Source organism: Pseudovibrio sp. WM33, from assembly GCF_001623165.1.
GTDB lineage: Bacteria > Pseudomonadota > Alphaproteobacteria > Rhizobiales > Stappiaceae > Pseudovibrio.
In genome coordinates, this window is record NZ_LMCK01000075.1 from 37358 (window position 1) to 51290 (window position 13933).

The window sequence follows — 13933 nt, forward strand, 5'->3', positions numbered from 1 at the left end:
TCAGCTGTTCGCCTCGCCCGGGCCTTTTATCATGAACACGCGGGCTCCCTCTCGGACAGACGTGAATGACACGTTCCCGTGTCACTGGCACGTTTCCCTGTCATCGACAATTTCTTGTCACCACCGGACGCCCTCCGGAACGACCCCAAACTCCCTAATACCACTGTGGTCTCAATAGGGTATGGCGCTTCACCGGACCTCCTGACACGATACGTTACCTCGTACCAGCAGCCCAACCCCACCCACGCCGCGGAATGGACGGTCCACTCCTGCCCGAATGCGTGGGTACCGGACTAAGAATAAGCAGGATTTTGGGGAGGGGGATAAGTTTTGTAGGCGAAAGTCAGTTGTTCTTTATCTCAGTCCGCCGCCGTCATCCCGCATATGATGCGGGATCTGGCGCAACATTCGCTAATGTCTAAGCAAGGTGCTCTGGATCCCGGGTCTCCGCTACGCTTCGCCCGGGAAGACATGATTGATCTTAGAGTGGCAGGCCAAGCTGCTTCAGGTCTGAGCGGAGTTTGTTTGCTTCGGAGAAGTGGAGCGCTTTCATACCAACGCCCTGAGCTGCTTCAACGTTCTTGAGTGTATCGTCGATGAAGACAAGGTTGGAGGCTTCAAGCTGGTTTCTTTCCAGCAGCACGTTGTAGATGGCAGCATCCGGCTTCAGGAGCTTCTCATCGCCAGAGATCACGGTATCGATGAAGCTGTCTGCAAGGAATGGGAACAGGCGTTTAGCATCCTCAAACTTCTCAGTAGAGAAGTTGGTGATGGCGTACAAAGAGATGCCTTTATCCTTGAGTTCTTTCAGGAGCGCAACATTGGCCTCGATCGCACCGGCCAGCATTTCTTCCCAGCGTTCGTAATAGGCCTTGATCCACTCTTCGTACTGAGGAAATTTGGCAAGCCGTTCGGCAATGGCATCTCCCCAAGGGCGCCCTCTGTCTTGCTCCAGATTCCAGTCGTAGGGGCATACTTCATCAAGGAAGAACTGGCGCTCTGATGCGTCCGGAATCAGGTCCTTATACAGGTTCTCCGGATCCCAAGAGATCAAGACATTGCCAATATCAAACACGACAGCAGTGACCGGTGAGGACATGAGCCCCTCCTTCAGATGTAAAGATTGAGTTGGCCCAGTAGTATTGCCTCAGCATACGGGATGCAATGCGTGGGATTACAAAATGGCATCAGCCAGACGCACTGACTTATGCATAGGTGAGCATTGGCAGCGCGGGCGTCATATCACTTTTTGAGATGTAACTGGCAACCTGTTCACCAATACCAAGACCAGAAATGGAGACGTCCACTGGCTCTACTTCTTCTACACTTTCCAGCACCTGCAAACCTGAATGGACATTTGCCATAAGCTCTTGCTGATGGTCCGTTTCCAGGATCGCTTCAACCAGTGGCTGGGCTTCTTCTTTTGACTGTGGGGCCTTGCCGCCAAACAGATCAGGAAGGAACACTGCATAGCCTTGTTCTGCGATTTTCGCAGCCTGCAGGATCGCTTCTTCGGTTAATCCTGCCCAGTCATGAAACAACACAAGTGCAGGCAGTTTCTTATCTGTCCGAGGTACAATGATGTAGGCTAAATTTCTTTGATGGTATTCCACCAGACGCAGCTCAGCAGCCTGCAAAGAGGCTGGTAGCGCTAATGTAGTTGCAGCGATGATCATAGGAATGCCAGTGTTTATTGAAGCTATATATAATAGAGATGCACGCCTCAATATATAACTCATTTTGATAATTCAACCTATGCAAATATGTTTGTGCAACTATCCCGTCTGCTCTTGTACGTATAGGCAAACAAAAAAGAAGCCGCACTTCTCCTTTAAGAAAAGTGCGGCTTAAACGCTGTGATCAACACCACTTTTAGGTCGATTACGACTCGCAAATCGCGCGGGTCTGACGAGCAATCATGGCTTCTTCGTTGGTTGGGATCGCCATGACCTTAACCTTGGAAGACGCTTTGGAAATTGTGATTGCTTCCTTCGCGCGCGCCTTGTTGGCTTCTTCGTCGATTTCTACGCCGAGGAACTCAAGGCCCTTACAAACACCAGCGCGGGTTTGAGAGGAATTCTCACCGATGCCACCGGTGAAGACGATTGCGTCCAGACCACCCATGACAGCAACCAGAGCACCCAGCTCGCGCTTGATGCGGTTGTCATAGTAGTCGAGTGCGCGTTTTGCATCAGGGCTGTCAGAATTTTCCAAATCACGCATATCCTGCGAGATGCCGGAAAGACCCTTCATGCCGGATTCCTTGTTCAGCAGGTTCGCGACTTCTTTCACGGACATGCCTTTTTCTTCCATCAGGTAGAAGATGACACCCGGATCGATCAGACCGGACCGTGTGCCCATTGCCAAACCATCAACCGGGGTAAAGCCCATGGTGGTGGTGACAGATTTGCCATTTTCGATCGCACACATGGATGCGCCGTTGCCGAGGTGGGCGACGACGACTTTGCCATCTGCCACTTCTGGCGCCACGTTGTGCAGCTCTTCCGCGATAAAGTGGAAGGACTGGCCGTGCATGCCATAGCGACGAATGCCTTCGTCGTAGTATTTGGTCGGGATCGCGTAGGCTTCGTTCTTGAATTCCTGCGTGCGGTGGAACGCGGTGTCAAAACACGCAACGTTCGGCTTGCCCGGGAATGCCGCTTTGGAGCCAGCAATACCTGCAAGGTTGTGCGGGTTATGCAGAGGCGCAAGCGGGTTGAATGTTTCAAGTTCCGCGGCAACTTCTTCAGTGACCAGCACAGGTGCAGAGTATTTGGAAGAACCGTGAACCACACGGTGACCAATAGCGTCAACTTCAAGGTTCGGATCGAACTCTTTCAGCAGAGCAAGGATAACCTGCAGAGCCGTGTTGTGGTTCTGCGCTTCTTCGTCTGAGAGCGCACGATCCATGATCGTTGCGCCTTCAGCGGATTTGCCTTTAACCCAAGCAGATGCTCCCAAACCATCGATCTGGCCGGAAAGCACACTTTCTTCGCCTTTGAACAACTGGAATTTAATGGAGGAAGACCCAGCGTTCAGTACAAGGATTGTTTCGATTGTCATTATTGTTTTCTCAGCTATCCCGAAATTACTCTGCGGCTTCTGCCAGATCCTGCTCGCCAACATACGCAGCACCGTTGCGCAGGTAGTAGTCGTACATGGATGCCAGAGCACAAGAAACGAGACGCGCACGATCGTTGTCAGCGCGGCTGGTGAGGATGATCGGCACGCGTGCACCGGTTACAAGGCCTGCTGTTTCTGCATGAGCAAGGAAGGTCAACTCTTTCACGACCATGTTGCCAGCTTCGAGATTTGGCACGATCAGAACTTCTGCGCGACCAGCAACAACGGATTCAATGCCTTTGGTGCGAGCAGCTTCAAGATCAATCGCGTTATCCATCGCCAGAGGACCGTCAACAATACCGCCTTTGATCTGACCACGCTCAGCCATCTTGGACAGCACTGCTGCATCGATGGTGGATGGGATCGCTGGGTTTACGGTTTCAAGAGCGGACAGGATGCCGACTTTTGGAGGCTCAATGCCGATAGCACGAGCAACGTCGATTGCGTTCTGAGTGATATCAACTTTTGACATCAGGTCTGGTGCAATGTTGATTGCAGCATCAGAGACGATGAGCGGGGTTTCGCGACCCGGAACATCCATTACGAACGCATGTGACAAGCGACGCTTGGTGCGCAGACCACCCTCGCGCTTCACAACGTGGCGCAGCAGGTCATCTGTGTGAAGGTGACCCTTCATAACGGACCGCACGCGGCCTTCATGAACCAGCGCAACAGCTTTAGCAGCCGCAGAACCTTCATCAGGTGTGTCGATCAACTCGTAACTGGAGATGTCTGCGCCGATTTTGTCAGCAGCAGCCTGAATGCGTTTTTCAGGACCACACAGGATCGGGATGATCAGGCCAGCCTGAGCGGCCATGACTGCGCCACCGAGGGAGTTTGCATCGTCTGGGCACACAACAGAAGTCGGGATTGCTGGCAGCTGGGCAGCAGTTGCAACGAGACGATCAAAGTGCTGGTGGCGCTTCATCAGCAGGCCTGGCAGCTCTTCTGCATCGTAAGAAATTGATTTTGTTGGTGCTTCTACCCGAGCTTCACCTTCAGCAACCAGAGTGCCATCGTCAACCTTCACACTTGTTGCAAGGCGGATGATGTTATCTGGCAGTTTTTCCAGAACGGTTACAGTGACGTCGAGAACCTGATCCACTTTCACCTTGTTATGGAAAGAAAGTGTCTGATCGCGGTACACACAGCCAGGACCTGGGAGGTAGTTGCCGACGACGGCTGAGATCAGAGTAGCGCCCCACATGAATGGTGCGGATGGGCCATCTTTCTTCTCAATGCCTTCCCACTGCGCGTTTGGCAGATGCAGTGGATTGATGTTGCCAGACGCATGCGCAAAAACGTAAAGATCGTTTGCTGTACAGATGCGGGAGCGAGTGACGGAATCTCCGACCTGGATTTGGTCATAGGTCCGATTGGTAGCCATTGATAGCCTCTTTTCATTTTCCACATACCGCACCAGCCCGAGCTCAAGAGTGTTGCGATAGGGCTCTTGAGGGGAGGTCTCAGCCATACTATCGCAGCTCTGTGACTGTTCAGCGATATGTGCGTTAAATTCTTCGCCAAGCTTGGGGCGCTTATTCAACATTTGAGCTAACAAATCTATCGGTAAAGATCACAAAACAGCAGTTTTTGGCGATCTGCGAAGTTATGACACATCAATATTTAGATTACAGCACTAAATCTTACGTAGTTGTTATTATGATGGATAGTTGGCGCAGCTGTTGTAATATTCCACACATGAGACTTTCCGTGGATGAAGTACAAAGCTGTCACTGAGAGCGATAGATGTAAATTGATCACTCTCTCCAGTTAAAACCTGACTTAGGTTAGAAAGCAATTTCCCTAGAATGAAGTTGTAATCAAGGCTTGATGTTGAAATGAGGTAATACTGCCCATTGCTTTTCATATTGGCGGAGAAGCTTACACCATCAGGTTTACTTCCCTTAGCCCAGGGAACAGGAACCTTGTTTCCCCAACTCCAAACAATTTCAGGAGAGTTGGCCTTGATCAAAACCATCCCAATTCTTACATCAATATCTGCATCATCATACGGTGTCATTTGATGTGCGATTGCTCTTTCGATATCATCCATTTTGCCAGTCACGTCACTAGAACGTGCAACAAGATCTGCAATCGACGAGCCAGTTTTACTAACACGGCGATCATATGAAATTGCCGTTATCAGCTCGACCATACCGACAAACAAAAACAACAAAAATGGGATTGTCATTGCAAATTCGATTGCGGCTACACCCGCTTGGCTTTTGGAAAAGCCACCTACTAAATTGAGTAATCTTGCACGAAATTTCATAAGCAGCTTCACTCGTCAGTTGTTAGAAAGGCTCATTTCTAAAAACTTCTGTTGCAACAAGAATTCGGTTGCCGTTCGTAGCTTGTCCGAATATTTCTGCCATCATGGAGGTAATCATTGGCCAAGCACAAACTACTCTAACCAAGACTACATTGCTGGGGCCCCCTGGCTTCCAATTCTGCTCCATTACGACTTTGCCTTCCTTGATTATCGGCTTTGGTTTTGGGATGTCTTCAAAATTTTTAAAAGATACGACATCAATATAAAGCTTATCTTCCACCGACTTAAGAAGTCCCGTCCCCCCATCAAGAATTACGTTCTTGAACTTAGTTTTGCTGTAGTTTCCATCTTTTTCGGCATAGTAAACTTGCCCAGTCCTAATTTGCCTCGCAGCATCAGCTACAGCATTGTCCAATAGCACCTCAACAAGAAACGAAATACCAAGTTCGATTATAGCCAATATAATTGCAAACAACATCGGAGCGACTATTGCAAACTCAATTGCCGTGACACCTTTGTTGTCAGAGAGTAATTTTCTCGACTTTGAATATCCCACCCTTCGTTCCCTTCAGCGCAACTTTCTAACTGTAATGAGGGGTATTGGACTGTTCCAATTTACTGACTGCCTTTTGCTACAATCCCATTTTCTGCCAGTTCGTTGCGCATGCTGATGGTCGCGGCGACATCCTCGATCTTTTTCTTATTGTCACCTAGACGTAGGACTTCATGGCAGTCGGGGTTGCAGGAGTAGGTGAAGCGGCTGTTGTTGCGGTGGACGGCAACGTAGCCGGCCATTTCTGCTGTTACGGTGATCAGCTCTTCTACAACGGGCTCAGAGGCATCGTTCAGGACAACCAGATTAGTGGTGCCGTAGGATTTGCCGGTGATCACGATTGTCAGGCGGTCGTGCACTGTCACATCTGCGATACTTGGGTTTCCAAGAATGATGGTTTCGGCAGGCTCTTCGAGACGGAAGACTTTTGCCTGGTCGGCGACCACCTCAACATCCGCAGAGGCGGGTGTGATTGAGGTAGCGGAGATGCCTGCGATCATCGCAGTAGAGATTGCGACAGAGGCAATTTTTGACGAACGATCAGAGACCTGTTTTTGCAGCTTCCAAAACACGGCAAACCCCACCGAATAACTGTTAAATTTTACTAGTTATTTGTGCGATTATTTTAGTGAACGAAAACCTAATTTGCGCGAATTGACGGGTCAGATATGCCGATAATACGCTTTATGGTTAAGCACGGGTAAACATCGTTTCAACTTAGCCTCTTCACAGAGGTGAGCTGGCCAAATTCGTTCTCGCCAATGCGTTTAAGAGCTGCCTGAAGCCCTTCATAAGCGACCGTCATTGTGTAACCGTTGGCATGTAACAAGGTCTCAGAATCAGACATAACGCCCACATGCCCTTTCCAGAACATCAAGTCGCCGCGCCGCAAAGTTGGCAGGCCACTGGAGAGGTCGAGTTGTTCGCCCAGCATGGCTTCCTGCATATCCGCGTCACGTGGGGCATTTATACCGCCGGTCTGGAGTGCAAGTTGGATCAAGCCGGAGCAATCCAGACCTAGAGTAGAGCGTCCACCCCAAAGATATGGCGTTCCGACCATAGCTTCTGCTGCTTTCACCCAGTCGGCAGCTTTATCAGTCTGCTCTACCAAGTGTTTTTTGACCATAAACGAGCCATCAGCAAGCTTTGCAAATTCCAGCCCGCGCGTGGTCTCATTTCCCACAACGCTTACGAGTGCTCCCATTGAGACCTGCCCCAGGGCTGCACGTTTCATTTCAGCTTCCGGATAACGATAGGTGCGAAGGGCAATCACTCTGTGAGTTGCTTGTTCAACAGGCCCCAGCACGTTTGTCGGCAACCAGCCAACATATCCGTCTGTTTGCAGCTGGCCCCAAGACCATCCTTCTTTCGTTGTCTCGAATACACGAAAGGTTTCGCCGAAATTCAGTTCGGTATCGATCCCGCATGCAAAGTCTGGCCGAGCGCGTAGTTCAACCTTGTCTGCTTTTACAGAATAGTTTGTCCCCTCGACAAAGCGCTCGGATTGCACCTGACCGCGATAGTCAGTCGAAGCCAGATCTGGCCTTACCGGATGTAAACGGCGGTCAAGTTGAACAGTCATATGGGAGCTCTCTCCAATCAGAATGGCATAGCGGATTGATAATGTCTTGGTTCCGCCTTTCGATCAACGCGAAAGGTCTTGAGCTTTTTCTGATACCAGATCACCAAGCTGTTCCAGATACAGCGCCCCTGTAACTGTGCGTGTGACAACGACATTGCGTCGATCATTTTCATCACGCTTTCTGGAAAGCAGCTTGTTTGTTCCAAGGGTATCCAAGGCACGCGTAATTGCAGGCTTGGTAACCCCTAGCTTTTGCGCAAGTCCGCGCACGGTATGTGGTGGAGGCTCAAGATATACAGTTAAAAGAATAGACATTTGGCGAGCAGTCAAATCCTGATCTGCTGCGCGCACCAATTCCAACACTACATCATGCCATAGCTTAAGCGCCTGCGACGGGCGGATCTCTACGGGCATATTTATTCGTCCTAATCCCTATTGCAGGCTAAAACCTAGCCTGCAAATCATTTCGGGACCCTTACCAGATTGAGGTATTAAGTAATTTTGACAGCGCAATCCGTACTTTGCTTAGCCAAATCGGGTCTTCAACATGTCAAAAAGTGCCCGAATTGCCTGGGCTTCTCCGCCATGGGTCCTAAAATCTTTCTCAATTGGGGTCCAACCGTAGATATCAAGATGCACCCAGCTGCCTGCGTTTTCAACGAATCTCTGAAGGAACAAGGCTGCAGTGATTGAGCCTGCAAAACCTGCTCCGCTTGTGTTGATGTTTGCCAGATCAGCTGTTTTGGAGGTGATGTACTTTTTGTATGGCTTCCAGAGCGGCAAGCGCCACAAAGGATCATTCACCGCTTCACTGTGAACAGCGATCGTTTCAGCCAAGTCCTCATCATCTGTATAGTATGGCGGCAAATCAGGCCCCAGTGCGACACGGGCTGCACCTGTCAGCGTTGCCATATCAACAATCAGCTCCGGGCTCTCTTCATCAGCCAGCGCAAGTGCATCTGCCAGGACCAAGCGTCCTTCAGCATCTGTGTTACCGATCTCGACAGAAAGGCCCTTACGACTTGTAAAAATGTCTGACGGGCGGAATGAGCGGCCCGAGATCGCATTTTCAACTGCAGGAATAATCACGCGCAAGCGCATTGGCAGCTCGGCTTTCATGATCATTGCTGCTAGGCCAAGAACATTTGCCGCGCCACCCATATCCTTTTTCATAAGGATCATGCCGGCAGCTGGCTTCACGTCCAAGCCACCACTGTCGAAAATTACGCCTTTGCCGACCAACGTGATTTTCGGATCAGTCTCTTTACCCCAGGTCGCATCAATCAGACGCGGCGCTCTGTCACTGCCATTGCCGACAGCATGCACAAGCGGAAACTCGTTCTCCAGAACATCACCCATGATGATTTTTGAGGATCCGCCGTGATCTTCAAAAAGCTGACAAGCTGCTGCGGCTAGTTCTTCCGGCCCCATATCATTTGCAGGGGTATTGATGAGATCTTTTGCAAGGTGCGCACCAGCGATAATTGGTGCCAGCTCTTCCAAAATGCCCGGCTCGCTGATGACTAGCTGAGACTTCGGCGCAGGAATTTTCTTATAGGCATCAAAACGGTAGGCTGCGAGAGAGAAACCGAGAGCGATACCAGCTGGATCTTCAAAACCTTTCGACAGTTCAAACACGCCAGTTGGGAGCTTTTTGTTAAGAGCAGCGCCTGTTTCTAAAGCGTCTCTCTGGCTTTCGCCGTAGCCGAACAGAATGGTTTCAATCTCACCGGCTTCATTTGGAACTGCCAGAGTTTCTCCAAAAGCAGCTGTAAACTCCTGCGCTTTTGCCCAAGACTTTGCCATGGCACCAGAGGCATCAAGATGCGCGTCCAACTCACTCGCGGAGAGCGCTACAACCGGGATTGGATTTACTGTTTCATCGGCAGAAATTAACGGACCGTGCACCGGGAGCTCCATTTATGAGATGTTTGAAATTTGTGTTCTGTCCTATTCGGGCAGCTTTGTGGCAACCTAACGACGTTACTGGTTCTGCGCAAGACATTCGGCTTGCTGCTCCCCGTCCAACCAAGGGCTTAGCTAAGCCAAATTAACCAGAAATTAGGGATAATATTAGATTTTCAAACAATATTTGAATTGCTTCGTTGCTGAGGGTTCCATGGCCGTATTTGACCGCACACACACAACCAAGATGTCTTGTGGCATTTTAAGAAGTGCAACAGCTGTTTCACTGCTGCTGGTTTGCGGGCTTGCACTTTCCGGCTGCGCAACCAACAAACAACGCGCTCAGGCATCTATCTCTCAGAGTCAGCAACTTGAGCCCGGCTCACAAGAGATGCAACAAGCCCTCGCCTACTGGGGCGGAGCGTATGCCAAGGACCAGAAAAGCCCACGTACAATCCTGAACTTTGCAGCAGCTTTGAGAATTGATGGCCAAGGCCAACAAGCAGAAGCAATTTTACGACGTGGTGTCATCGCCAATGCTGATAACAACACGATTGCGGCAAGCTATGGCAAAGTGCTAGCTGAAAACGGCAAGTTGCAGGAAGCGCTCAATGTCATCGACAATGCGTTCGACCCAGCACAGCCAAACTGGAAGATGCTTTCTGCCAAGGCGGCTATTCTGGATCAGCTTGGTGAGACTAAACAAGCACGCTCAACCTACCAGCAAGCGCTGAAGCTTTCGCCAAATGAGCCAACTGTTTTGAATAACCTGGGAATGTCCTACCTGCTGGGAGGCGATCTGCGCAACGCAGAGACAACTTTACGAACAGCACTGGATACCGGCGAAGCTGGCAGTCAGGTTCGCCAGAACCTTGCTCTGACCCTTGGACTGCAAGGCCGGTTTGACGAAGCCGTCCGCCTCGCCCAATCCGACATAAACCCACGCCAAGCAGCAGAGAATGTAGCGTATTTGAAGACCATGCTAGGCAAGGCGTGACGGGTTAAAATGTTTGCATGACTTGAATTACTGCAGGACCAATAATAACTATAAACAGAACAGGCATGAAAAATAGCATCATAGGAACGGTTAGCTTAGGTGGTAATCCCGCCGCTTTGCGTTCGGCTTCCTGCATACGAGCTTGACGGTTTTCATCTGACAGAACTCTAAGGGCATTCCCAATTGGTGTCCCGTATCTCTCAGCCTGTGTGAGCGCGATAACAACATTCTTCACACCGTCAAGGCCTGTTCGTTCTGCCAGATTTTGGTAAGCTCTCTTTCGCTCATCTAAGTAAGAAAGCTCTGCATTAGCTAGAACAAGTTCTTCAGCGAGTGCTGCAGATTGAGCTCCAATTTCTTCTGCAACTTTCTTAAAAGCAGCCTCAATCGACATGCCAGACTCGACACAGATGAGCATCAAATCCATGGCATCCGGCCACGCTAATCGAATGGTTTCTTGTCGTTTCGAAATTTGATTTTGCACAAAAATACTAGGTGCATAGAATCCGATCGCCGAGAATAGCAAACTAATACAAAGCACACCCAAGACGGGAACATCTAACTTCAAAATGGCAGCGAGATAAACAAATGCAAGAATAAAAAAACCTATAGGCAACATAATCTGCATAAACAAATATGAATAGAGAGGAGATGATCCTCTATATCCTGCCATTTTTAGTTTTCTAACTAACCCATCATTCGATAAAGTATTTTTAAGGTTATATTTATCGACAAATTCTCGCACACTTTCTTTAGGGCTACTTCGAAGGGAAGCACGTTCAACCTCTTTACTGTTGGCTAATCGATTACGTTCACGTGCTCGAATTTTATCCCTCTCAAGAGCAACCGATTTCATACGGCTTTTAAGTTCATCGCGCTCAAATAGAGGCATTAAAAGCGTATAGGCTGTTCCTGATACCGCAAGTAATGTGAGAATGACTACAAATAAGTTGCTGTTTCCAAGATCTGTAATTGACATCTCTGGGCTCCTATATCTTGAAATCAATCATTTTACGCATGACCAAGATTCCAAGTGTCATCCAAGTTAAACCAACAGCGATGAGAATTAAGCCAATATCTGTATCCACGAGTAAGCGAATGTAACTTGGTGCGATTAAGTACAATATGATCGTCACTAAGAAGGGCAGAGAGCCGATGATTGCTGCCGATGATTTTGCTTCCTGGCTGACGGCTCGAATTTTTCCTTTCATCTCTTTACGCTGACGCAACGTCTTTGAAAGGTTATTGAGCGCATCTGAGAGGCTACCACCGGCTTGCGCTTGAATAGCAATTACAATCGCAAGGAAGTTTGTTTCTTGCAGTGGTACTCTTTTCGGCATGTTCTGGATTGCTTCAGCCAGCGGTATCCCCATTTGCATCTTATCCAGTACAAGTGAGAATTCTAACCCAACAGGGTCTTTCGCCTCAGAAGCAGCAATATGCATGCAATCTCCTAAAGGCATGCCTGATTTGATGCCACGAACAATGATATCGACTGCATTGGGAAACTCATCAAGGAATTGGTTGAACCGTTTTTTTCGCCGCCTCGAAACATAGAATCGAGGTAATCCGAACACGCCCACAAAAAGAAGAGCAATTGAAATCCATAAAGGCTGCCCGGAGAAAAAACTTAAAGTAAAGACAATGCAGCCACACACCATTGAGATGAAATAGAATTTGGGCTTAGACCAGGATAGGCCAGCTTGCCCAATCCAGTCGGTAAAAATCGGCTTGTCTGCATTTTTTTTCTTGGCAGCTTGCGCGGCCTCCATAGCATTAAGCTGATCCTGAACGGTTTTTCTACGAGCTGTAACATCAACCTTCTGAGATTGCCCGTTTGGTTGAGTTCTATTTTTCTGAACAAGGCCCTCTTTTCGTTTCCCAAGTTTGTCTTTGGAAAAGAGAGGCATCAAGAGTGTGAATGTGACACCAACGACACTCACCATAATCAAAACTGTAATCAGATAATCAGCGAGCGGAGAGGCCAAGAAGTTATCCAAGTCAGCCATGTAATCCTCCAGAAACGTCTGAAGCATCCAGCGCGCGGGCTAGCCGCTCTTCCTCGTTGAAGTATCTTGCTCTTTCCCAGAAGAGCGGACGTCCTATACCAGTGGAGCGATGCTGGCCTATGATTTTGCCATTCGCGTCTTCTCCCGTGATTTCATAGGTGAAGAGGTCTTGTGTCGTGATGACATCTCCCTCCATTCCTACGACTTCGGTAATGTGAGTAATCCGGCGTGAGCCATCTCTCAGGCGTGCTGCCTGGACAATCACATCAATAGAACCAACAATAATCTCACGTACAGTTTTAGATGGAAGAGAGAACCCCCCAAGAGCGATCATGGATTCAATACGCTTTAGACACTCACGTGGTGAGTTAGAGTGGATCGTGCCCATTGAGCCATCATGGCCTGTGTTCATTGCCTGAAGCAAATCAAATACTTCCGGGCCACGAACCTCACCTACGATGATACGTTCAGGACGCATACGCAGACAGTTTTTTACAAGATCACGCATAGTGATCTCACCCTCACCTTCCAGGTTTGGAGGTCTGGTTTCCAATCTGACGACATGTGGCTGCTGAAGTTGGAGTTCGGCACTATCTTCGCAAGTGATAATGCGCTCCGTGCTATCGATATAGCGCGTCAAGCAGTTGAGAAGTGTGGTTTTGCCTGAGCCCGTACCACCAGAAATAACCGTGTTACATTGTACTCGGCCGATGATTTCCAGGATCTCAGCGCCTTCACGCGAAATCGAACCAAAATTCACCAGCTGATCGAGCGTAAGCTTGTCTTTCTTAAACTTACGAATTGTCAATGCAGGCCCGTCTAATGACAGAGGCGGGGCGATCACGTTCACACGAGAGCCATCAGGAAGGCGCGCATCACATATCGGGCTGGCTTCATCCACACGACGACCAACCTGAGACACAATCCGCTGGCAGATGTTCATCAGCTGACGATTATCGCGAAACTGAATGTTTGTTTGCTCCACCATGCCAGCTGTTTCGATGTAGATGGTGTTCGCCCCGTTCACCATGATATCGGCAATGTCATCACGGGCTAAAAGCGGCTCAAGTGGTCCATAGCCCAACACATCGTTACAAATATCTTCGAGCAGGTCCTCCTGCTCAGCAATCGACATGACGAGATTTTTGAGAGCGATAATGTCATTGACGACATCCCGGATCTCATCACGCGCATCCTCTTGATCCAGCCGGCTCAACTGCGAGAGATCAATTGCCTCCACCAACGCATTGAAGATCGATGCTTTGGTTGCGTAGTACTCCTGAGTTCGTTGTGTTTCAGGAGCCGTTTCTTTGGGCTTTTCTCGCTGAACTTCGGCAACAGACGAACTAGATTTTATGGTGCTTGGTGTGTCCTGTACAGCAGTCTTTGTTGTCTGTTTCTGTATCGCAGGATTTACTGAAGCAGACTTTGGATTTTTGCTTCTAAATTCACCGTTGCCACGTCTACCAAACATATTCTTCCGCCTTTG

14 protein-coding genes are annotated in these 13933 nt (G+C 49.1%); 1 reads left to right on the forward strand and 13 read right to left on the reverse strand.

Annotated elements, in window-relative coordinates:
• Positions 1–481: 481 nt before the first annotated feature.
• The 10 genes from PsWM33_RS12890 to PsWM33_RS12935 all read right to left on the reverse strand — a co-directional run bounded on the left by PsWM33_RS12890 (position 482) and on the right by PsWM33_RS12935 (position 9441).
• The gene (locus PsWM33_RS12890) at positions 482–1099 is read right to left on the reverse strand and encodes an HAD family hydrolase (RefSeq protein WP_063300504.1); all 618 of its coding nucleotides are present in this window, start codon (positions 1097–1099) and stop codon (positions 482–484) included.
• Positions 1100–1205: 106 nt separating this feature from the next.
• Complete coding sequence (locus tag PsWM33_RS12895) at positions 1206–1676, reverse strand: dienelactone hydrolase family protein (protein WP_063300505.1); 471 nt, start codon at positions 1674–1676, stop codon at positions 1206–1208.
• A 205-nt stretch (positions 1677–1881) separates the two neighbouring features.
• Positions 1882–3063, reverse strand: a complete 1182-nt coding sequence (locus PsWM33_RS12900; RefSeq protein ID WP_063300506.1) for an acetate/propionate family kinase — start codon at positions 3061–3063, stop codon at positions 1882–1884.
• 25 nt (positions 3064–3088) lie between these two features.
• A complete protein-coding gene (locus PsWM33_RS12905; protein WP_063286848.1) occupies positions 3089–4510 on the reverse strand; it encodes a bifunctional enoyl-CoA hydratase/phosphate acetyltransferase in 1422 nt (473 codons plus the stop codon).
• A 273-nt stretch (positions 4511–4783) separates the two neighbouring features.
• Positions 4784–5398, reverse strand: coding sequence for a TadE/TadG family type IV pilus assembly protein (locus PsWM33_RS12910; RefSeq protein WP_063295175.1), 615 nt, complete (start codon positions 5396–5398; stop codon positions 4784–4786).
• A 22-nt stretch (positions 5399–5420) separates the two neighbouring features.
• Positions 5421–5954, reverse strand: a complete 534-nt coding sequence (locus PsWM33_RS12915) for a TadE/TadG family type IV pilus assembly protein (protein ID WP_063300507.1) — start codon at positions 5952–5954, stop codon at positions 5421–5423.
• A 59-nt stretch (positions 5955–6013) separates the two neighbouring features.
• On the reverse strand, positions 6014–6523 hold the full coding sequence (locus tag PsWM33_RS12920) for a pilus assembly protein N-terminal domain-containing protein (protein ID WP_208991693.1): 510 nt from the start codon (positions 6521–6523) through the stop codon (positions 6014–6016).
• Between the two features lie 140 nt (positions 6524–6663).
• The gene (locus PsWM33_RS12925) at positions 6664–7533 is read right to left on the reverse strand and encodes a C40 family peptidase (protein ID WP_063300508.1); all 870 of its coding nucleotides are present in this window, start codon (positions 7531–7533) and stop codon (positions 6664–6666) included.
• A gap of 63 nt (positions 7534–7596) precedes the next feature.
• The gene (locus PsWM33_RS12930) at positions 7597–7947 is read right to left on the reverse strand and encodes a MarR family transcriptional regulator (protein ID WP_063300509.1); all 351 of its coding nucleotides are present in this window, start codon (positions 7945–7947) and stop codon (positions 7597–7599) included.
• A gap of 111 nt (positions 7948–8058) precedes the next feature.
• Positions 8059–9441 carry a leucyl aminopeptidase family protein gene (locus PsWM33_RS12935; protein ID WP_063295221.1) on the reverse strand — a complete coding sequence of 461 codons (1383 nt, stop codon included), beginning with the start codon at positions 9439–9441 and terminating at the stop codon, positions 8059–8061.
• 211 nt (positions 9442–9652) lie between these two features.
• Between PsWM33_RS12935 and PsWM33_RS12940 the strand changes: the two genes are divergently transcribed.
• On the forward strand, positions 9653–10435 hold the full coding sequence (locus tag PsWM33_RS12940; protein ID WP_063300510.1) for a tetratricopeptide repeat protein: 783 nt from the start codon (positions 9653–9655) through the stop codon (positions 10433–10435).
• A 4-nt stretch (positions 10436–10439) separates the two neighbouring features.
• Here the strand turns inward: PsWM33_RS12940 and PsWM33_RS12945 are convergent, their stop codons facing one another.
• The 3 genes from PsWM33_RS12945 to PsWM33_RS12955 are packed head-to-tail and all read right to left on the reverse strand — an operon-like array spanning position 10440 to position 13918.
• A complete protein-coding gene (locus PsWM33_RS12945) occupies positions 10440–11414 on the reverse strand; it encodes a type II secretion system F family protein (protein ID WP_063300511.1) in 975 nt (324 codons plus the stop codon).
• A 10-nt stretch (positions 11415–11424) separates the two neighbouring features.
• Positions 11425–12444 (reverse strand): type II secretion system F family protein, encoded by a 1020-nt coding sequence (locus PsWM33_RS12950; protein WP_063300512.1) that lies wholly within the window; start codon positions 12442–12444, stop codon positions 11425–11427.
• A complete protein-coding gene (locus PsWM33_RS12955) occupies positions 12437–13918 on the reverse strand; it encodes a CpaF family protein (protein WP_063300513.1) in 1482 nt (493 codons plus the stop codon). Before PsWM33_RS12955 ends, PsWM33_RS12950 begins: the two co-directional genes overlap by 8 nt.
• Between the last annotated feature and the right edge of the window lie 15 nt (positions 13919–13933).